Here is a 19,436-nt window from a genome sequence, read left to right on the forward strand (position 1 = left end):
ATCGTCTTAAGAACTAATGTCATTATTTATTGTTATTTCAAACCTTAAATGATCAGAACCAAATTTGCGCCCGATAGCCAAATACCCATTCTGATTTAGTGTCAAGATTCGTTAATTCTTGCTCGCCTCCCACATACGAGACCGTAATGTCCGTTACCGGTGCAGCCCAACGAGTTGCTTTAAGTTGAATCGCGGGTCCAAAAGCCAATTTATACATAGTGCCAGTCGCTCCATCACGACCATCTTTGTTGGTGGTATTATTGACAACCGCTTCATAATGAAGAGAAATATTATTCGTTAAAGGCTGCTTCACATTGACCGCAGCAAAAATCCCGGTCTCAGTCGCGCTGCCATACTCTCCGATACCACCGTAGCCCGTATCGCGAATATAAGTCATACGGTTGGCATCTTCATCTCGGTCGGTGTATTCATAAATCAGCGCGGATTCAATACTCAATCCACGATAATCATAGACAGTTCCAAACATACTTAGGCGCATCGATATGTCTTTTTCCTCACTGAGTGCACTAATACGATTGGTATTGAGATATTGCGCGATGACTCCGCGTCCGGCTTGCGCTTCAATCACCGATTGCCCATCAAGCAAGCCAAAATAAGAACCAAAGGTGTACTTGCCAAATACGCTAAATGCATCACGTGGATTATTTCTTATCGGGTCGTCAAGCTCATGAACATACGTGCCACCAAACTCGTAATTTCCTAGGCGGTAGGCGACATCGAGCAAATTTCGGGAACCTTCAGCCGCTTCGATTGCATTTTCCGATGACCAATCAATTTGGTTGTAACCAACGGTAATATCGACATTTTCTCCTAGGTAACCCACACCTGAATCAACATTTACTTCACGAATGTTGTACGCCAAAATACCAATCCGCTCACCGGTGTAGCGGCGGCCCGCCCATAGCTTGGTATCTTGTGGCATAAAATCGAGCCCGCCAAACTGTACATACATCTGTGCGGTTTCCACGCCTTTGTCACCGTAGCCGACGACTTCATAAGTAAAATCAGCCCATTGACCCGGATCGACAATATCATCCCAGCGTTTGTTAATCGCCAGTGAGACAAAATAGTCATGCCAATAATTGTTGCCAAGTTCCCCCATTTTGCCACGCGGATCTTGGTTAGGACCAGTTGGATCCATATGTAGAGCCAAGTTTTTCGGTTTTCCGAGGTCTTGCTCGAAATTACCTGCCACCATACCGTAGGCATGAAAATTAATGCTGTCATCAGCAATGGTAGAGAAAGAAGCAATAGCGGTAGCCGCTACTGCAAAACAGAACTTTTTTTTCATTTAATACACTCCGTGTTATTTATTACACTTGATATGTATTAAGCTTTATACGTTATTAAACTCTGTACTAAGTCTCAGAGTAAATGGAAAAATTGATTCATACCTAAAAATAGAAAATAACAATAAAACCATACATAATAAATAACAGCCCAGGTGGATAATAATTTCACTTGGCCAGTTATTTGAGAGTATTTTGCGCCACAATGAATGGTGTTTTGATAACCTATGTTGCACATTTTATTGTCGATTATTGCGGGTAGGATGGAAGAAAAAAAGGCAAGGAATTTTAAATGATGTAGCTCACAAAATAAAAAACCATCAAACAAAGTTGATGGTTTTTTATTCTTATTAAAGATGCTAACTCGCTAAGTCTTGAGTATCCAGTTTAATGTTATCTCGAAACTCCTTAACACTTACTTGGTATTTATCACGGAAAACCTTGTAAAAGTGTGAAGCGTTCTCGTACCCGGTCATGTTAATAATTTCAATAATCGAATAATCAGTGTGCTTAAGAAGATAAACACTTTGTTCCAAGCGTTTTTGCAACAAAATCTCACTAAATGTTTTTCCTGTAAAACTCTTAAGTAAGCGACTCACTTTATAGTTAGGTTGATTAATCTTATTTGATATATCTTTCAAACTGGCCGTTCGGTAGTTATCTTCGATATACCGCAATACTGTTACCGCAAGGGATTCACAATAGTTCATACTGACATAATAATCACTAGACTCGACATTAGATAACAGTTCAGTAATCAATAAGCCAACTAAAAAGTTAACACGGATCTGTTTGAGAGAGTTGTCACCATAAATTTCATTAATAATTTTAGAAACAGAGTCCTGAATTTCTTTATTCTCACCGACTTTGAAATGAATATGTTCACCAAGTCTCTTCTTTCCGTTGATAGAAGAAAGAATAAATTCTGTGATCAAATTATCAGTATCAAATAACGAAATAAGTCGACCAAAGAATTCAGGTTCGATAATAAAATTAATAATGATGTCGTTGTCATCAGCAGCTTCAACTTCATGCTGAGCAAACTGATTCAGCAGCATGATTTCCCCTTTGTTTTGCACCACTGGCTTACCGTTGACAACTTGGCGCATTTGGCCACTGTAAACATAAACAAGTTCAATGTAGTCATGAGAATGCAACGGCACATTAACAAAACGACTCTGTTTTTCGATGTAGATATGTTTGTCTTGAAAAAACTGACGCTTAACACGCTTAGTAAATACATGATTTAATTTAAAGTCTTTCGACAAAAGAGATAATTCTCTATCAGTATACGACGTGAGTTCTTCATGAACGTTGGCATCTAACATATTTCATCTTACACCAATTGATATTATAATTAGTGTACTAAAACAGAATTTAATTTTAGGTTCAACTCTCGAATGTCAGTTATGTCGAGTTGGATATGTTTTTCATCATATAGTTTAAAATTAATATCACAAATAGAGTTTTTATATTTCTCCGGAATAACTAGAGTACATTGACTCATATTGTGTGGAATAGATAAGGATAAATGAATTTTCTCATTCTCTTTTTTCCATTCACAGTGAATCAACCCTTTCATACTTTGATAACAACAACTGACATGCGAAATATCACTAGCAAAATACGGCTTAATCAATACCTTATTAGCACCGATCGCATCATCACAGATGTGAATACCACCTAATGATCGGTATAGCCAAGAAACATAGGAACTGAACATTGCATGGTTGCAAGACCCATTGTTGTTGTCTCCAAAGAACTCTTTTAAAGCGCGGTTATTATCTTTTAACATATGACTAATACCTTGTTTTTGATATAGCCATTTATAGATCACTGCGTTAACATCTATTTTATTAGCCAGTTGGTAAATAAAACTTTGACCAAAAATTCCACACGTTAAGATATAATGATTTCTCTCAATTACATTTAATAACTCATCAATTAATGGTTGTAGTTCAGGTTCAAGCTCAAAATAAATCGCAAATATGTAGCTTGTCTGGCTTTTATCTGCATAGCTACCATCTGGGTTACGATATAAATGCTTTATCTGCTGCTTGATGTTGTTTGCTTTTATTTGGTAACCATCGGCCTTATCCAATCGCCCAATACTCTGCTCAAACTCCGCCAACAACTGGGCATGATAATAATAAAAGCAACTGGCTGTGAAAGCTCGCGCTGGAGATGATTGTTTATAATCCCCTTCGCTGGGTGTGCTGCTTCCCCAGTCTCCTAGGCAACATTCTGAAATAGCAGGTAAACCAATGGATTCTAAATGAGAAAACTGCGCTTCGAGTGCGGGAATCCACTGTTCGATCAGCTGTTGATTACCGTAATGGCGGTGATGCATTTTCAGTAAGTAAGGCACCGCCAACTGCCAACCTAAAGGGCCCGCACCTTCCCCCGTACCGTTACTTTTAATCCCCATAAACGGCGCGGTTTCGGGAAAACCGCCATTATCGCGCACATCGTTAACAAAATCCGCTAGCGTTTTTTGATATAAGGTCGCGGAATCAAACATTAAGACTTGCGAATCCGCCAATGCCACCATGTCGCCACCGTACGCTAAACGCTCCCTCGCACAATCTTCAATCACCGAATGAATGTTATTGAGCTTCGTGGTCTTTGCAATTTGATACAAATCATTGAGATAGTAATTCGAGCACTCAAAGTGCCCAACTTCGCGTAGTTGAGTATGGGCGTAGAACGCTTGAATCTGTTCAAGCTTAGTCAGTTCGATCCCCTTAATTTCCACATAGCGAAAAGAGTGGTAACAATATTGGTTAATAAAGCGATTTTTACCAATTTGAGGCAGGCAAGCGTCTAATTGCGCTGCACGCTCAGGTGCCCCTGCACCGCCAGGCACCACAAAGCTTTCACTCACTTGTTTTCCAACAAAACCCGCTAAGGTGGAGTCTGTATTTAAGCGCCCGTCCAAATTCCGTTCCTCGCTATAAAGAAACGAGACCTGTTGCGTACTATCAGAATAAAACTGAGCGTCGATAAATCCGCTCACCGTTTCACCAAAATCCACCATCAAATGTTTAGGTCCAAGTTCGGTGATCGCAAAGGCTTCAACGTTTTTACCCAGCGCAATTTTGTCGATAAAGCTAGGAATCAGACTTCCATCAGGGCCTTGGCATAGAGTGGCTGGATTGCTCGGTTGGTGGCTCAAGGTTAAATCCGCAGCCAATTCACTGGCGCGTCTCAGATCGACCCTTTCACCAAGATACATATTATTAGCAAGATAGGCACCTGGCACCACGTGCCAACTGTCGTCCGTCGAGATGACTTGCTGATGCTGAGCATGATGAATCACGATGTCAGCAAGCAGCTTAGGCTCACCAATGGCCAAGACATCACGCAGATTATATTTACCAAATAACGTCAGCGGCGCTGGATTATACCAACCATTGGCCAGTTCAACGGCAACATAGTTAGTTCCTGGTTTCAAGTAACGGGTGATATCAAACGTGTCGTAATAAACGACTTTGTCGTAGTTGCTCCAATCATTATTTAATTGATATTCAGACACGCGCTGTCCATTGATATACAGCGTGTAATAGCCAAGGCCTACGAGATGGATATAAGCACTTTCGGCTGCGTCTTCAATCTCCAGTGTTTTTTTCATCCAAACGTTATGGGTTGGTGTGTAATAGTCGATGTCGTTATTGAGAGTATGACCGTTTGAAATCCATCGCCCTTGGAATCTGCCAAAATTTCCAGTCATAAACGAGTTTGTAAAAACGCGAAAGCTTTCCGCGTCTCCGTAAACCACCACCTCAATATGGTATTGGCAAGAAGGCTTAAGCGTTAAGCCTTCAACACAGTGGGTATTTTCGTTGCCAAATTTACTTTTAAAGTAAAGTGCTTTGCCTTGATGGTAAATATTTACTTCATATCGATACTGAGTAAAGTCGACTTGCCAGCTCACATTAATTGCTTGGCGATCAATAACAACCGCGTGCAATTTATCGTTAATCGTTAATTGTTTTATACTCATAGCTAGCTCTTTGCTTCCACTTCTTGAAGCGAGGCAGCGGCTTGCGCGCTCTCTTCTTGTTGTTTCAGTTCCGCCAGTTCTTCGTTAACAGCAATCTTATCGGCAATCTTGAAGAAGAAGTACCAACCAGCAAAGCGCACGACGAACGACAACACTTGAAAAGCCGCTATTTTCCAGCTTCCTTGCATAAACCCAGAGAGAATAATCGGCATACCAGCGGGAGCCGCAACACCTGCGACCGCGGGTAAAATATCGATCACGGTGAGGTAATAAGCGCCGCCAAGAATCACTGCATTTAATAGAATATATGGAATCGCGAGTGCGAAGTTCATCACCAAAGGAACGCCGTATGCCATGGGTTCACCGATGGTAAACACGGCAGGCACCACCGAGATACGGCCTAGCGTTTTAAAACGCTCACTTTTCGCCATGAACGCCAACATAAAGGCCAGCGGCAATAAATCCCCCGCGGTGTACGTCATAAAGAACGCAAAACCAGTGATGTTTGGCGTTGGGTTGCCAGCAGAGAAAGCAGCCAGCTGCGCGGCATCCATAGCAAACCAGATCGGTGCCACAATGCCCAAAGTAATGGCGTGACCATGTAAGCCAAAAAACCACAATAACTGAGCAAAAATCGATACCAAAATTACCGACCCAATCCCAGCACCGAGTGACGTCAGTGGCGCTTGAATAATGCTGTAAATGATATCGTGAATACTGCCTAACCCACCGATGGTGATGGCTGCCGACAAGACGGTGAAACCAGAAAGAATGATGATACCAGGAACCAGTGAAGAAAATGATTTGGAGATAAACTCAGGCACACTGTCTGGCATTTTTATGATCAGCCCTTTGAGAGTAATCGCGACAAAAATCCGCGAAGAGACAAAAGCAACCATAATCCCAGTAAACAGCCCCATTGAGCCTAACCATTGATTAGGTATATCAATCGCTTGCCCTAACGGCCCCATCTCACCTAAGTTATACGGCGTCAAAATAAAGAACGAGATCATTGAGATCAAGCCAGCCGTAAAACCGTCAACATTAAAGCTCTTGGCGAACGTATAAGCCACCGAGAACGCAACAATGACCGCCAGAAAGTTATTGGTAAAGTTAATGGGAATATCAAAAAATTGCGCGAGATTATGCTCGGCAATAAATTCCTGATAGGCAGGAACCGGAAACACTTTAAGTAGCGTAGCAAAAGAGCTCATGATCGTGGCAGGTAGCACCATCATCATACCGCGCATGATGGCTTGCAAGTATCGGTTTTGTCCGATCCGTTGCATCAACTGCATCATGTTATCTTGAATTATAGTTTTGTTAATTTTCATAGTGGATGACCGTATGTTGTTTCACTTGAACGTTATTCTCAAAACGAACGCATATCGGCTTAGCGGTCGCGAACTCACTGAGGCCCTACGTTGACTTAATCATAAGCAGCACCGCGCTGGCTGATAATATCGGGCGTTGCACAATTAATTGACCATGTTTGCAAGCGCAAAGGTCGTCGAAGATTTCAAGCAAATGAACAAACTGAAGCTATGAATAAAAGACCAAAAAGCAGGCAGCAATTTGATTGGATCGCAAAAAAACGCCCATTGAATAATGGGCGTTTTAAAATAGGCTAGTCGTAATAAACGTTACAGTTTAAAGCGTCCAACAATACTCACAAGCTGAGAGTTGACTGAGGCGATGGTTTCCATATCAGACAATGCTTTCTGTCCATTGGCATCCAATTCACCCACAATGTCATTCAACGCCGTCATATTGCGACTCAGTTCATGTGTAACACTACTCTGCTCTTCTGCCGCCGTCGCAATTTGCGCGCTTAAGGTATTGATTTCAGCGACATAGGTTGTCATGGTTTCTAGGCTATCTGCCACTTCACCAGAGCCTTCTGCCGTTTCTTGGCAGCGCTGCTTGGTATTTTCCATTGATTCAACCACCACTTGCGTTCCTTTCAGTAGATTGGACAGTGCCACTTCCACTTCTTCGGTGCTGGATTTAGTGCGGCTGGCAAGATTACGAACTTCATCCGCAACCACTGCAAATCCACGTCCCTGCTCGCCGGCACGAGCCGCTTCAATGGCAGCGTTCAATGCAAGCAGGTTGGTTTGCTCAGCAATATCACCAATGACACTCAACACTTTATTGATCTCCTGAGTTTCTTGGCTCATTCGATGGACATTTTCTGCAGCCAGTTCAACATCACTAATCAACGCAGAAACCGTATTTTGTGACTGGCGAACGGTGTTTTGAGACGCCGAACTGGTTTCATCCGCTTGTTGCGTCAAATCAGCTGTATTTGCAGCATCGGTTGCCATTGAATTCGCGGTGGCATTCATCTCTTCTATCGCAGTCACCACTTGCTCGGTTTCGGTCACGTGGTTTTGCAAAATCGATGAGTTATGCTCAGACTGCTCGCGCATCTGAGACACATTACTTTGCAGTACACCTGAGATGTTCTGAATCTCTTTGATCATATCTTGCAAGCTTGCGATAAAGGTATTTACCCCTTTTGCGATTTCACCCAGCTCATCATTAGTGTCGACCTGCAAACGCTGAGTCAGATCGGCATCGCCGCTGGACAAATCTTTGATGGTTTTATTGAGTGACAGTATCGGACGATACAACACGCGAACCACCAAAAATGCGATGATAACACTGACCAGAGTGGCAATAATCGCAATAGTGATCGCGCTGTTTCTTGCACTCGTCAACTGCTCATAAGCAATTTCAGTGTTAATCCCTAGCACAAAATACCATTGCTTATCGGCCACTTGGATTCGATCCGCAAACAAGATTTTGTCGACGCCATTAAGTTGATACTCAGTGACGACCGCTTCGCCCGCAACCGCTTGGTTAGCCGCTGAAGAAAACCAAGAATAGTCGGTTGCTTTTTTACCAGTTTCAATCGCCGGTGATGTCGAAGCCAAAACGGTAGTATCTTGATTGAGGATTAAGGCAACTGAACCATCAAGGTCGGTGGAGTTTTTCACTAAGTTACTCAAAAACTCCAACTTCATATCAACGGCCATCATCCCTTGTTTGACTTTTTGAACCACGCTAACCCAGTAAATACTTGGATCGTCAGAGTCAGGATAAGGATCCGTCACAGAGGGCGTTTCCGCTTTCAGTCCATCTTGATAGTAACTTTGTTCACGAATATCGCCGTTGTACTTATGATTTGGCCATGCGTCTGTTTCCTGGTTCCAGTAGGCATCACCGTTGGATTCAAACCCCACAAATGAGCTTCCGGTATTCAGTGCTGTCGCAAATTGCTCAGTCATGGCGACAATCTGCTCAGGCGTAGTAGCAGGAAAATCTTGCTGTTTATAGATATCACCAAGTCCCTTCATACCGGCAATTTTTTCACCCAAGAATGTTTCGACCAAATCGGCACGCCCTTTAACATAGGCCTCACCCGAACTGGTGATGAGATGGGTCATGGCTTCTTTTTTCTGGGCATAAGAGATATAGCTTGAAATAGAAACGGAAAGACCAACCAACAATATCACGGCGATAAGTAGGAGCCGTTTAAATCCAAGTTGCTTCATGTGTGTATACCTTATTCACTCATTAGTTCATAAAGTATAGCGATGAATTGAAAGGTAAAAGGACAAAATACGACCTATTTGTAGTTATTTTGTCCAAAGATACCCATTGTGTGAATGTTATTCAAAAAATAAAGAAAAACCATGAGGTTATATAGCTTTCCTATCTATATGCAATCACAAACATATTTGTTGTTGATTCGAGATTTTATCGGTCATTAGCCCAAAGTCGTATCAAGTACCATCATCAGCGCAAAACCAATCATTAAGCCAATGGTCGCAACTGTTTGGTGACCGCTTTGGTGAGTTTCTGGAATAACTTCATGCGAAACAACGAATAACATCGCACCACCAGCAAGCCCCAAACCTATCGGATAAGCAATGAGGTACCCGCCGGCTAAGCTCACACCAAGCAGTGAGCCGATCGGCTCTAAAATACCGGTCGCGATAGCAATCAATACTGACGTTTTTGGTGATAACCCAGCCGCACGCAAGGTCAGTGCCACCGCTAAGCCTTCGGGAATATCCTGTAGTGCAATAGCCGTGGTTAACGGAATACCGACGGAGAAATCTCCTTGAGCATATCCAACCCCAATGGCCATACCTTCAGGGAAATTATGCAAAGCAATAGCAAAGACAAAAAGCCAAGCGCGATTGTAGCGTTCATGGCCAGGACCACACGGACCTCCTTCCATGTGCTGATGGGGAGTGAAACGATCTAATCCCAGCATCAGCGCCACGCCAATCGCCATACCCAAGATCACCACCATACCACCAACAAATCCACTGCCCGTAATGTCAGTGCCGGCTTCAACACCAGGCAGTAGCAAGGAAAAGGCAGAAGCGGCAAGCATCATGCCTGCTGCAAAACCGAGCATTGCATCAGAAAGTTTTTGCGGTATTTCCTTGATAAACAGTGCTGGAAATGTGCCGACTGCAGTGGCAACAAACCCTGCAGTACCACCAATAAACGCATACTTGCTGTACACTTGCCGCGTACCCGTGGCCGCCTCAAACACGAGTAGAGCAATAAAAATCACCGATGCCACCAACGCCGATGCGATGATGGGGTGTTGTGAGGAATGATCGCGTAGCGACCCCACCCACGACGGTGCTTGAGCTCGGTTCATTCAACTCTCCTTGGGCCAATCTGCCTCTGGTAAAGTGGATTAATATACGTTGACAGTGATCAGTCTACCCTATCAATGCAAATACTCACGTGGTTAGTAGCTATTAATTTGATAGGCGAAACCAAGCAACTCAAACGAGTGGAAATTTCAAATAATTCATAATGTTGGTCAACAGATGTAACAAAAAATTCCATAAAAAAATGCGACAAGTCTCCTTATCGCATAAACAGTCACCGAATTTGATAAATTTTCTCAATCTCCTCCAACGTCGCATCGCGAACATCGAGCTCTATTTATGGCTCAACCCGCAGCAGATAACACTGGTGACGAAGGTAATAGCTTGGTGCATCATCAAAGATATAAAGCCAATATATACAACAAGTACACGCTTCATTAATCAATAAATCGTCAGCGTCTATTTATAAAAAATGCCCAGTCTTGAACCGTTTTCGGATTCAATCCGAGACAACTTTAACTATTTCCGTTACCATCTCGCTGATTTCAAAAACGCCATTTCATTTTTGTTGTTTGATACCGTGACTCGGTTTCACTAAAGGTTGTAGTTATGTCTTCGGATTCATCACAGTTCTTTTCTCGGCCTCTGACTGTTTATTGCCTAGCTATTTTGTGCACCTTACTGTGGGGCAGCGCCTATCCTGCCATCAAAACTGGGTATGCGATGTTGCAAATCGAGGCCCATGATGTCGCGTCGCAAATGGTTTTTGCTGGTCAGCGTTTCTTATTAGCCGGCATTCTATTGCTGATTTTAGCGCGGTTGTTAGGTCGGCATCGCGGTCATTTCAGTGAACATAAAATGCGTCAAATCGTCATTTTGGGCTTAACACAAACCAGTTTCCAGTACATCTTTTTTTACATCGGTGTGGCGTTCGCAACGGGTGTTAAGGCTTCGATCATCAATTCAACTGGCACCTTTTTTAGTGTTCTTCTGGCCCATTTTATCTATCAAAATGATCGGCTGACTCATCGCAAAACACTCGGCTGTGTTATCGGCTTCTTAGGCGTGTTTATTGTGAACTTTGACCAGTCCCTGCTCGACTTTCAGTTCAGCTTAGCAGGAGAAGGCTCAGTGATGTTGGCGGCATTTATTCTCTCCGCAGCATCGATCTATGGTAAAAAAGTCTCGCAAGGCATTGATGCTATGTTGATGACGGCATGGCAACTGGCCATTGGTGGGCTTGCACTGTTATTGATTGGATTGGCGTTTGGCGGGCACTCTGGTCATTTTGATCTTGGAGGCTCAGCGCTCTTGTTGTATTTAGCGCTCCTCTCTTCTGCCGCGTTTGCAATTTGGAGTGTATTACTCAAATACAACTCGGTGGGCACCATTACGATTTTTAACTTCTTAATTCCGGTGTTCGGCAGTCTGCTCTCTGCGCAATTTCTTGGCGAGACCATTCTGGAATGGAAAAACCTCATGGCGCTTGGGTTGGTGTGTAGCGGTATTTATCTCGTAACGCGCAGCAGACGACCTAACCCAGCCCCTGCCCAGGTGAATCCCTGACCATCACTTAGGCCCAACGCGGTGTTCATGCCGCGCACAAACAAAAAGGGTTAACCGCATTGATTGCCGTTAACCCTTTTTGTTCTTTAGGCGATAGATTAGCGACTGAGTAACTCTGTTTTGAGCTTAACGACCACTTTTCTTACTTTACTTGGCGTTTCCAACGCCAAATTAGGCATATGAATGGTTTGCGGCGTGAAAATATAAAAATGACCAAGTTTCATCTGGTTATATTCCAACTCAAATTCATCGTGTTTAATGAAACAGATATCCCGCTCAGCATCGTAGTCATATTGGCTATCAAGCGCTGCTAATTGCGCATCACTGACTCTCACCCAGCCAAATTGTTCTTCGCCAGACACAAGCAGCTGAATATCGGTGTAAGTGCGATGAAATTCGGGTCCAACTTTGCTTTGTGCCGCCGTGTCATACTCCATAACGATAAAGAATGCATCATCGCCAGAAATACCTTCAAATTCGTATTTACCGAGTTCCAACTTAGCGAGGTTAGTAGCTTTTAATTGCTCTAACATCGCGACCACTTTAGGTGAAAACAACACGCCATTTTCCGAACTATCAAACTTACTCACCAACATGGTGAACGCTCCTTATGTGTAATCAAAATATCTGCTTTTTTTTTGCAGTCTAATTTGAGAATAAAATAAAAAGCCGTTTCAACTCAAGTAAAACAAGAAAACAAAGATGGAAAGTTTGTTATCGCGCCGCATCACATCCAAGACTTAAACAGACGTAGCCAATGTGCCACTTCAAGGCATGAGTTTAAAACTCTTGATTCATTTTCTGTAAGCTCTGCATAAGAGCGTGCTCTTGATGCTCATCCAAACCTTGCGTCAAATCTTGCACCAGTTTCAGATGCAATTGGTTATGCTGACGATGCAGTATTAATCCTTGCTCAGTCAGCCTTACAACGATGGCACGGCGATCTTGGGGATGGACAGCCCGCTCAATCAACCCACTATTAACTAACTTATCAACCTGAACCGTTAATGTTCCGGTGGTGATACCCAGTTTTTCTGCCAACTCTTTCATGCGCATCGCGCCATGACTCCCGAGCACTTCAATAGTATGAACTTGCGCTAATGAATAGCCGGTCCCTTTCACCACTGACTGTTCCCACGAGGACATCTTGTCGTAAAACTCAATCAGCAGCTGATTTAATTTCTCTAACTCGCTCATAAACTACACGTGATTCACTTCTATGGTTAGGTGGTGGATTTTATCAAACTTACTAAGTAACTGTTTAAAATCCTCAACATTTTTATTGTTTGATGACTGTAATGACATCGCTGCAGCATAGTGGTCGGCGCTGACTTTCCAAATATGAAAATCCGAGACTTGAGCATAAGGTGTAATGGCATCAAGCACTTGCTGCTTATAGGCACCATCAATGCTGGCATCCAGTAAAACGGGCCCTGTCTGTTTAAGTAGTCCCCATGTCCATTTTGAAATCACTAATGCGCCCACGATCCCCATAATCGCATCAAGCCAATTCCAACCGATATACTTACCGATAATCAGCGCGACAATTGCCAACACCGAGGTTAGTGCGTCAGCCATAACGTGCATATAAGCCGCTCTTAAATTGTGATCGTTATGCCCATGTTGGTGGTTATGGTTATGCTGGTGGTCGTGGTCGTGGTCGTGGTCGTGGTCGTGGTCGTGGTCGTGGTCGTGGTCGTGGTCGTGCAAGAGTAAAACACTGGCAAGATTAACCACCAAACCAATAACCGCCACCACTATCGCCTCATTAAATTGAATCGTTTGGGGGTTAAATAGGCGGTACGTCGATTCACCAAGCATCACTAAGGCCACAATACCCAGCGCGATAGCACTTGTATAACCGCCCAGTACACTGACTTTTCCGGTACCAAATGAAAAGCGTTCGCTATCGTGGTATTTCTTCGCATAGCGATAAGTAAACAGGGTAATACAAAATGCAGCGGCATGTGTCCCCATATGCCACCCATCTGCGAGCAAAGCCATTGAGCCAAATACTGTCCCCGCAACAATTTCTATGCCCATGGTTACAACGGTTAACGCTAACACATAAAGTGTTCTGCGCTCACCTTGCGGATTGTAGGACACGAATTGATCACGATGCGTACATAACGGTGTTTCTTCGCTAGACATAATAACCTTGATTATCAAATTATTTGACTACCAATTTAATTTGACAATCAAACTATGTCAACGCCAATTATACGCATATAGACACGTAAAAAACGAAGAATGAATAAGAATTTTTTGTGACGGAAAGATGTCAGTCTAGCGAACAGAGCAAACAATACAGACGTAAAATACCATGATTATCGGCACAACACGCTCAGCTATTACTCGCTTTATATTTCAATAATGTTGCAATAATCGGTGAAATTTGCACCATAAATGTAAAATTAGATTTAAAAATGAACGTTTATGTTTCTGAATTGGCTGGATAGTATTTTCTAGCGTTTTACAAATCAGTTCGCAAATTTTAGGAATGTAAACATGAAAAAATTCGCTCTAATGGCAGTCGCGTCGTTTGGCTTGTTCTCTGTCACTTCATACGCTGACACGATGATAAATGGTGCTGGTGCCTCCTTTCCCTATCCGGTTTACATGAAGTGGGCAAAAGCCTATCAGGATGAAACCGGTATTAAGCTCAACTATCAATCAATCGGTTCTGGCGGTGGTATTAAACAGATAACGGCAAAAACTGTCGATTTCGGGGCATCCGATGCGCCACTCAGTGAGGACAAACTAGAGCAAATTGGTCTAGTACAGTTTCCAGCCGTTATGGGCTCGATAGTTCCAGTCGTCAACATCAAAAACATTAAACCAGGGGAGCTCAAACTCTCCGGTCAATTACTCGCTGATATCTATCTTGGTAAAGTAAAATTTTGGGATAACGATGCGGTCAAACAAGACAATCCAACCCTGCCTCTGGCGCATCAGCCCATCGTTGTCATTCACCGCTCTGACGCATCTGGCACATCATTTAACTATACCGGATATTTATCGAAAGTAAGCGCAGATTGGAAACAGCAAGTCGGTCAAGGCAAAGAAGTTGTTTGGCCTAAAGCCGCAACCCATTTAGGGGGAAAAGGCAATGCAGGCGTTGCCAACCTTGTGAAACGGACACCTGGTGCTATCGGCTACGTGGAGTACGCCTACGCTGAGCAAAATCAATTAACCTACACCGCAATGGAAAATCGCTCTGGTCATTTTGTCCAGCCAACACTGGGAACTTTCCAAGCGGCAGCGGCCAATGCCGATTGGCAGCATGCGCCTGGCTTTGCTGTTGATCTCAACAACCAACCGGGCGATAAATCTTGGCCAATGACAGCCGCAACATTTATCTTGATGTACAAAGACCAAGCCAACCCAGACACCGCCAAACAAGTTCTTAAATTCTTTGAATGGGGCTATGAACATGGTGAGTTAGCGTCACAGCTCGGTTATGTGCCTATGCCAAAAAGCGTGGTTTCAATGGTCAACACCATGTGGGAGAAAGACATCAAGTCAAACGGTAAAGCCGTTTACTAATGCTAGGACTAACGCCAAGAACATTGCTTGGCGTTAGCATCTTTTCACAACACGATATGACCCATGATGATAATTACTCACACCGCCTATGACCGCTGCTTCAAGCAAGCAAGCTTGTTTAGTGCACTTTCTGTCACCGTGATTATGGTCGCTATTTTTGCGACTTTGGTGTTTGGTGCGCTGCCCGCGATTAAGCAATTTGGCATCGGCTTCATCTTCTCCACCGACTGGGATCCCATCAATTTGTTGTTTGGTGCAGGAAATGCGCTCTATGGTACCCTTGTCTCCTCACTCATTGCAGCACTTCTTGCGACCCCCATCGGCATTGCGATTGCTATTTCTTTGTCTGAATTGATGCCCAAATGGCTTTCTCATCCCGTCAGTATTGCGATTGAGCTACTCTCTGCCGTTCCCAGTATCATCTATGGCATGTGGGGCCTATTTGTATTTGCCCCATGGTTTGCCAGCGGACCACAAATTTGGATGCTAGAACACATCAGTCCCATTCCCCTCATCGGCCCGTTATTTAGCGGCGTTCCACTTGGGCAAGGCTTGTTAACCGCGGGAATCATTCTCGCCTTTATGATTTTACCCATCATGACCGCGCTGATTAAAGATGCTCTGAATACGGTGCCCGACGTATTAAAAGAGTCCTCTTATGGGATTGGGGCTAACAGTTTTGAAGTGATCACCAAGATCCTCTTACCCTCGATTAAAAGCTCCATTTTCGGCGCCTTTATCCTTGCTCTGGGGCGCGCACTTGGAGAAACCATGGCAGTGACCTTTGTCATTGGTAATGCCCAAGCTATTAGCCAAGCGCTCTTTATGCCCGCCACATCGATTTCGGCCACCATTGCCAATCAATTTAATGAAGCCGATGGTATGAAGATGTCGGCACTGATGGCGCTCGGTTTGGTGCTTTTTATCGTGACCTTTCTGGTCATGGGATACGCGCGTATTCAACTGCGTAAAAGTGTGAGAGGTTAACCATGAGCATCAGGCAACTGAAAAACCATGTGTTCCGTTATAGCTGTTACGCGGCAACCGCCATTGGCCTGTTTATTCTTGCTGCCATTATGTATGGCCTTGTTGACCGCGGTATGATTGCCCTATCTTGGGATGTCCTGTTCAAATCCCTGCCTGCGCCTGGTGACGACGATGGCGGGCTTGCCAATGCGATTATTGGCTCGATGCTGATTAGCGGTGTAGGTATTGTCATTGCGATTCCAGTCGGTGTGTTAGCCGGCACCTGGCTTGCTGAATATGGGCAAGATTCAAAGGCGGCAGACACGATTCGCTTTTTGAATGGAATGTTGATGTCCTCGCCATCGATTCTAATTGGCTTGTTTGTATACCTCATCTTAGTCGAGCCTGTTGGCCACTTTTCTGGCTGGGCGGGCGCTATCTCGTTAGCCATTATTGCACTGCCGATGATCATCTCAACCACTGAAGAAATGCTCAAACTGGTGCCCACCAGCCTTCGCGAAGCGGGAGCAGGGCTTGGCGCTCCAGCATGGAAAGTGACGGTAAGCCTGAGCTATCGCAGTGTCAGTGCTGGCATCATCACCGGTATTTTACTTTCGTTTGCCCGAATTTCCGGAGAAACCGCACCGTTGCTTTTTACCGCGCTGAGCAACTCATTTATGTCGCTCGATATGTCAGGCCCAATGTCAAACCTCCCCGTAACCATATACAACTTGGCAATGAGCCCTTATGAAACATGGAATAACTTAGCTTGGACGGGTGCCCTTTTGATCACCGCGACGATTTTGGCGATCAATATACTTTCGCGTGCCTTGCCAACCTTATTGAAAAAGTGGAACTCATGACGACGATGATACACCCCCAACTCGCTGCCAAACACGCACAAACTGTGGCGTTTCAGCGCACTTCACCTTCTACTCGTATGGATATTGAAGGGTTAAACTTTTTTTATGCTCAGGATAAACAAGCCCTTTTCGACGTCACACTGCCTATTTATAACAACCGTGTGACCGCGATCATTGGCCCGTCGGGCTGCGGCAAATCCACTCTGCTTCGAACCTTGAATCGAATTTATAAGCTTTATCCGCATCAGCGCGCAACAGGGCGTATCACGCTGGATGGAGACAATATTCTCACTCGAGATTGTGACCTCAACATACTGCGTAGTCGTGTCGGAATGATTTTTCAAAAGCCAACGCCATTTCCAATGAGTATTTACGAGAACATTGCATTTGGTATTCGCCTGAATGAAAAGTTATCCAAGGCTGATATGGATGGTCGTGTTGAGCAAGCGCTCAAACAGGCAAGGTTGTGGGAAGAAGTCAAAGAGACTCTTGGCAGTGATGCAATGGGGTTATCAGGCGGCCAACAGCAGCGCTTATGTATCGCCCGCACTATCGCTCTCAAGCCAGAAGTCCTTTTGATGGATGAACCCACGTCAGCACTCGACCCGATCGCAACCCAAGGTATTGAAGACTTGGTGACCAAACTCAGCCAAACCTTTACCATTGTTATCGTGACTCACAACATGCAGCAGGCGAAACGTATATCCGATTACACCGCATTCATGCATTTAGGCAAACTGATCGAGTTTGCGTCGACGGAGCAGGTCTTCAATTATCCTGAACACACCATGACCGCCGATTATGTTCAAGGGCATTTTGGCTAACCCATACCGTTTTTCGTTTCAGTGCACCAAAGCATCCAATGGTTTTTGATTCGCAAACGCCAAATAAAAGTGCGTTTCTCACAGACAAAAAGCCCTCGGCATACGCAGAGGGCTTTGGCTTCTTGGTGTTTGATTAGCCTTGCTTACGAATCAGGTAATCAAACGCTCCTAGGCTGGCTTTTGCACCTTCTCCCATCGCAATGATGATTTGTTTATAAGGTACTGTGGTCGCATCACCGGCAGCAAACACGCCTTCTAGGCTGGTGTCGCCGCGGCTGCCAACTTCAATTTCGCCACGCGCTGAGAGTTGGACATCCGAATCTTTCAGCCATTCAGTATTCGGTACGAGACCAATTTGAACAAAAATGCCTGATAATTCGATTTGTTTAATTTCATCCGTATTGCGATCTTTATACTTCAAGCTTGTCACACGGGTGCCATCACCAACCACTTCCGTCGTTTGCGCCATGGTAATGATATCCACGTTTGGCAACGAGTTTGCTTTGTTAATCAATACTTGGTCGGCGCGAAGCATGTCGGCAAATTCCAGAACCGTCACATGTTCAACGATACCCGCGAGGTCAATGGCCGCCTCAATACCAGAGTTACCACCACCGATAACTGCGGTGCGCTTACCTTTAAACAGCGGGCCATCACAGTGCGGGCAGTACGCCACGCCTTTATTGCGATATTCCTGTTCGCCCGGAACGTTCATTTCACGCCAGCGTGCACCTGGGCTCAAAATCACGCTCTTACTCTTAAGCGTCGCGCCACTTTCAAGTTGAATATGGATGAGACCATCTTCAGTATTGCTTGCGCCCATAAGTTTACTTGCTTGCTGCTCAGTGACGACATCCACCTCGTATTCTTTCAAATGTTCAGCAAGGTCGGTGGCTAATTTTGGCCCTTCTGTACGTTTGACGGAAATAAAGTTCTCGATCGCCATGGTATCCATGACTTGCCCACCAAAACGCTTAGCAACGACACCAGTACGAATGCCTTTACGTGCCGCGTAAAGCGCGGCTGCACTGCCGCCAGGGCCACCACCGACGACTAACACATCGTAAGGGTCTTTATCATTCAAAGCCGCGGCCGCTTTTTCTTCTGCGCCATTATCGACTTTGTTTAGGATTTCAGCCAAAGACATACGGCCTTGACCAAACAGTTCACCATTCACAAAGACACTAGGCACCGCCATGATGTCGCGAGATTTCACTTCGTCTTGGAACAATGCGCCGTCAATCATCGTTGGACGAACACGTGGATTAATCGCCGCCATCATATTGAAAGCTTGTACCACATCAGGACAGTTTTGGCATGAAAGTGAAATGAAGATCTCAACATTGAGGTCTTTATCTAGCTGAGCAATTTGTTCAATTGTCTCCGCTTCCAATTTCATCGGATGGCCACCGGAATGCAGTAACGCCAAAACAAGGGAAGTAAACTCGTGTCCCATCGGTAAGCCAGCAAAACTCAGCGCTGTGCCTTTCTCAGGGTTGGTCACCATCATCACCGGTTTACGGTCGCTGGCATTGTCATCACGTTCAACCGAAACAAAATCGCTAAGCTCCGCAATTTCATTAGCTAGGGCCAATATGTCTTGTGCAGCTTTACTTTCATCTAGGCTGACCACTAATCGGACATCTTGTTTCACGTTACTGAGGTACTGTTGTAATTGTTGTTTAATCGCTTGCTCTAGCATGATCGATTACACC

General features: G+C 44.4%; 15 protein-coding genes. 5 read left to right on the forward strand and 10 right to left on the reverse strand.

Annotated features, from left to right (window positions below; translation table 11 throughout):
- Nucleotides 1-52 precede the first annotated feature (52 nt).
- The 6 genes from M1D72_RS05040 to M1D72_RS05065 all read right to left on the reverse strand — a co-directional run bounded on the left by M1D72_RS05040 (nt 53) and on the right by M1D72_RS05065 (nt 10,000).
- Nucleotides 53-1,312, reverse strand: a complete 1,260-nt coding sequence (locus M1D72_RS05040) for a carbohydrate porin (protein ID WP_456294760.1) — start codon at nt 1,310-1,312, stop codon at nt 53-55.
- Between the two features lie 357 nt (nt 1,313-1,669).
- On the reverse strand, nt 1,670-2,638 hold the full coding sequence (locus tag M1D72_RS05045; protein WP_456294761.1) for an AraC family transcriptional regulator: 969 nt from the start codon (nt 2,636-2,638) through the stop codon (nt 1,670-1,672).
- A 29-nt stretch (nt 2,639-2,667) separates the two neighbouring features.
- Complete coding sequence (locus M1D72_RS05050; RefSeq protein ID WP_456294762.1) at nt 2,668-5,313, reverse strand: family 78 glycoside hydrolase catalytic domain; 2,646 nt, start codon at nt 5,311-5,313, stop codon at nt 2,668-2,670.
- A 2-nt stretch (nt 5,314-5,315) separates the two neighbouring features.
- On the reverse strand, nt 5,316-6,647 hold the full coding sequence (locus tag M1D72_RS05055; protein ID WP_456294763.1) for a PTS sugar transporter subunit IIC: 1,332 nt from the start codon (nt 6,645-6,647) through the stop codon (nt 5,316-5,318).
- 309 nt (nt 6,648-6,956) lie between these two features.
- The gene (locus M1D72_RS05060; RefSeq protein WP_456294764.1) at nt 6,957-8,873 is read right to left on the reverse strand and encodes a methyl-accepting chemotaxis protein; all 1,917 of its coding nucleotides are present in this window, start codon (nt 8,871-8,873) and stop codon (nt 6,957-6,959) included.
- Between the two features lie 215 nt (nt 8,874-9,088).
- Nucleotides 9,089-10,000, reverse strand: coding sequence for a ZIP family metal transporter (locus M1D72_RS05065; protein ID WP_390194071.1), 912 nt, complete (start codon nt 9,998-10,000; stop codon nt 9,089-9,091).
- Between the two features lie 565 nt (nt 10,001-10,565).
- Here M1D72_RS05065 and M1D72_RS05070 point away from each other — a divergent pair.
- Entirely contained in the window at nt 10,566-11,522 is a 957-nt protein-coding gene (locus tag M1D72_RS05070; protein ID WP_456294765.1) for a DMT family transporter, read from the forward strand.
- 98 nt (nt 11,523-11,620) lie between these two features.
- Here M1D72_RS05070 and M1D72_RS05075 read toward each other — a convergent pair whose 3' ends face one another.
- From M1D72_RS05075 to dmeF, 3 genes are all read right to left on the reverse strand, one after another.
- Complete coding sequence (locus tag M1D72_RS05075) at nt 11,621-12,118, reverse strand: YhcH/YjgK/YiaL family protein (protein ID WP_456294766.1); 498 nt, start codon at nt 12,116-12,118, stop codon at nt 11,621-11,623.
- Between the two features lie 184 nt (nt 12,119-12,302).
- Nucleotides 12,303-12,719 (reverse strand): MarR family winged helix-turn-helix transcriptional regulator, encoded by a 417-nt coding sequence (locus M1D72_RS05080; protein ID WP_390194059.1) that lies wholly within the window; start codon nt 12,717-12,719, stop codon nt 12,303-12,305.
- Nucleotides 12,720-12,722: 3 nt separating this feature from the next.
- Nucleotides 12,723-13,673 (reverse strand): CDF family Co(II)/Ni(II) efflux transporter DmeF, encoded by a 951-nt coding sequence (gene dmeF / locus M1D72_RS05085; RefSeq protein WP_456294767.1) that lies wholly within the window; start codon nt 13,671-13,673, stop codon nt 12,723-12,725.
- Between the two features lie 357 nt (nt 13,674-14,030).
- Here dmeF and pstS point away from each other — a divergent pair, with 357 nt between their 5' ends.
- From pstS to pstB, 4 genes are all read left to right on the forward strand, one after another.
- Nucleotides 14,031-15,068, forward strand: a complete 1,038-nt coding sequence (gene pstS / locus M1D72_RS05090) for a phosphate ABC transporter substrate-binding protein PstS (RefSeq protein ID WP_456294768.1) — start codon at nt 14,031-14,033, stop codon at nt 15,066-15,068.
- A 66-nt stretch (nt 15,069-15,134) separates the two neighbouring features.
- The gene (pstC, locus tag M1D72_RS05095; protein ID WP_456295605.1) at nt 15,135-16,055 is read left to right on the forward strand and encodes a phosphate ABC transporter permease subunit PstC; all 921 of its coding nucleotides are present in this window, start codon (nt 15,135-15,137) and stop codon (nt 16,053-16,055) included.
- A gap of 2 nt (nt 16,056-16,057) precedes the next feature.
- Nucleotides 16,058-16,897, forward strand: coding sequence for a phosphate ABC transporter permease PstA (gene pstA, locus M1D72_RS05100; RefSeq protein ID WP_456294769.1), 840 nt, complete (start codon nt 16,058-16,060; stop codon nt 16,895-16,897).
- Nucleotides 16,894-17,721, forward strand: coding sequence for a phosphate ABC transporter ATP-binding protein PstB (pstB, locus tag M1D72_RS05105; protein ID WP_456294770.1), 828 nt, complete (start codon nt 16,894-16,896; stop codon nt 17,719-17,721). The genes pstA and pstB overlap by 4 nt, the downstream gene beginning before the upstream one ends.
- Nucleotides 17,722-17,854: 133 nt before the next feature.
- Here the strand turns inward: pstB and ahpF are convergent, their stop codons facing one another.
- Nucleotides 17,855-19,423: an alkyl hydroperoxide reductase subunit F gene (gene ahpF / locus M1D72_RS05110; protein WP_456294771.1), complete on the reverse strand. Its 1,569-nt coding sequence runs from the start codon at nt 19,421-19,423 to the stop codon at nt 17,855-17,857.
- Nucleotides 19,424-19,436 lie beyond the last annotated feature (13 nt).

Source organism: Vibrio sp. AK197, assembly GCF_053903115.1.

What these genes read in the sequence shown, in the direction of transcription:
- M1D72_RS05080 (WP_390194059.1), bottom strand. Translation starts at nt 12,719, where the DNA reads ATGAGCGAGTTAGAGAAATTAAATCAGCTGCTGATTGAGTTTTACGAC.
- M1D72_RS05075 (WP_456294766.1), bottom strand. Translation starts at nt 12,118, where the DNA reads ATGTTGGTGAGTAAGTTTGATAGTTCGGAAAATGGCGTGTTGTTTTCA.
- M1D72_RS05050 (WP_456294762.1), bottom strand. Translation starts at nt 5,313, where the DNA reads ATGAGTATAAAACAATTAACGATTAACGATAAATTGCACGCGGTTGTT.
- M1D72_RS05060 (WP_456294764.1), bottom strand. Translation starts at nt 8,873, where the DNA reads ATGAAGCAACTTGGATTTAAACGGCTCCTACTTATCGCCGTGATATTG.
- pstS (WP_456294768.1), top strand. Translation starts at nt 14,031, where the DNA reads ATGAAAAAATTCGCTCTAATGGCAGTCGCGTCGTTTGGCTTGTTCTCT.
- M1D72_RS05065 (WP_390194071.1), bottom strand. Translation starts at nt 10,000, where the DNA reads ATGAACCGAGCTCAAGCACCGTCGTGGGTGGGGTCGCTACGCGATCAT.
- dmeF (WP_456294767.1), bottom strand. Translation starts at nt 13,673, where the DNA reads ATGTCTAGCGAAGAAACACCGTTATGTACGCATCGTGATCAATTCGTG.
- M1D72_RS05045 (WP_456294761.1), bottom strand. Translation starts at nt 2,638, where the DNA reads ATGTTAGATGCCAACGTTCATGAAGAACTCACGTCGTATACTGATAGA.
- M1D72_RS05070 (WP_456294765.1), top strand. Translation starts at nt 10,566, where the DNA reads ATGTCTTCGGATTCATCACAGTTCTTTTCTCGGCCTCTGACTGTTTAT.
- pstB (WP_456294770.1), top strand. Translation starts at nt 16,894, where the DNA reads ATGACGACGATGATACACCCCCAACTCGCTGCCAAACACGCACAAACT.
- M1D72_RS05040 (WP_456294760.1), bottom strand. Translation starts at nt 1,312, where the DNA reads ATGAAAAAAAAGTTCTGTTTTGCAGTAGCGGCTACCGCTATTGCTTCT.
- pstC (WP_456295605.1), top strand. Translation starts at nt 15,135, where the DNA reads ATGATAATTACTCACACCGCCTATGACCGCTGCTTCAAGCAAGCAAGC.
- pstA (WP_456294769.1), top strand. Translation starts at nt 16,058, where the DNA reads ATGAGCATCAGGCAACTGAAAAACCATGTGTTCCGTTATAGCTGTTAC.
- M1D72_RS05055 (WP_456294763.1), bottom strand. Translation starts at nt 6,647, where the DNA reads ATGAAAATTAACAAAACTATAATTCAAGATAACATGATGCAGTTGATG.
- ahpF (WP_456294771.1), bottom strand. Translation starts at nt 19,423, where the DNA reads ATGCTAGAGCAAGCGATTAAACAACAATTACAACAGTACCTCAGTAAC.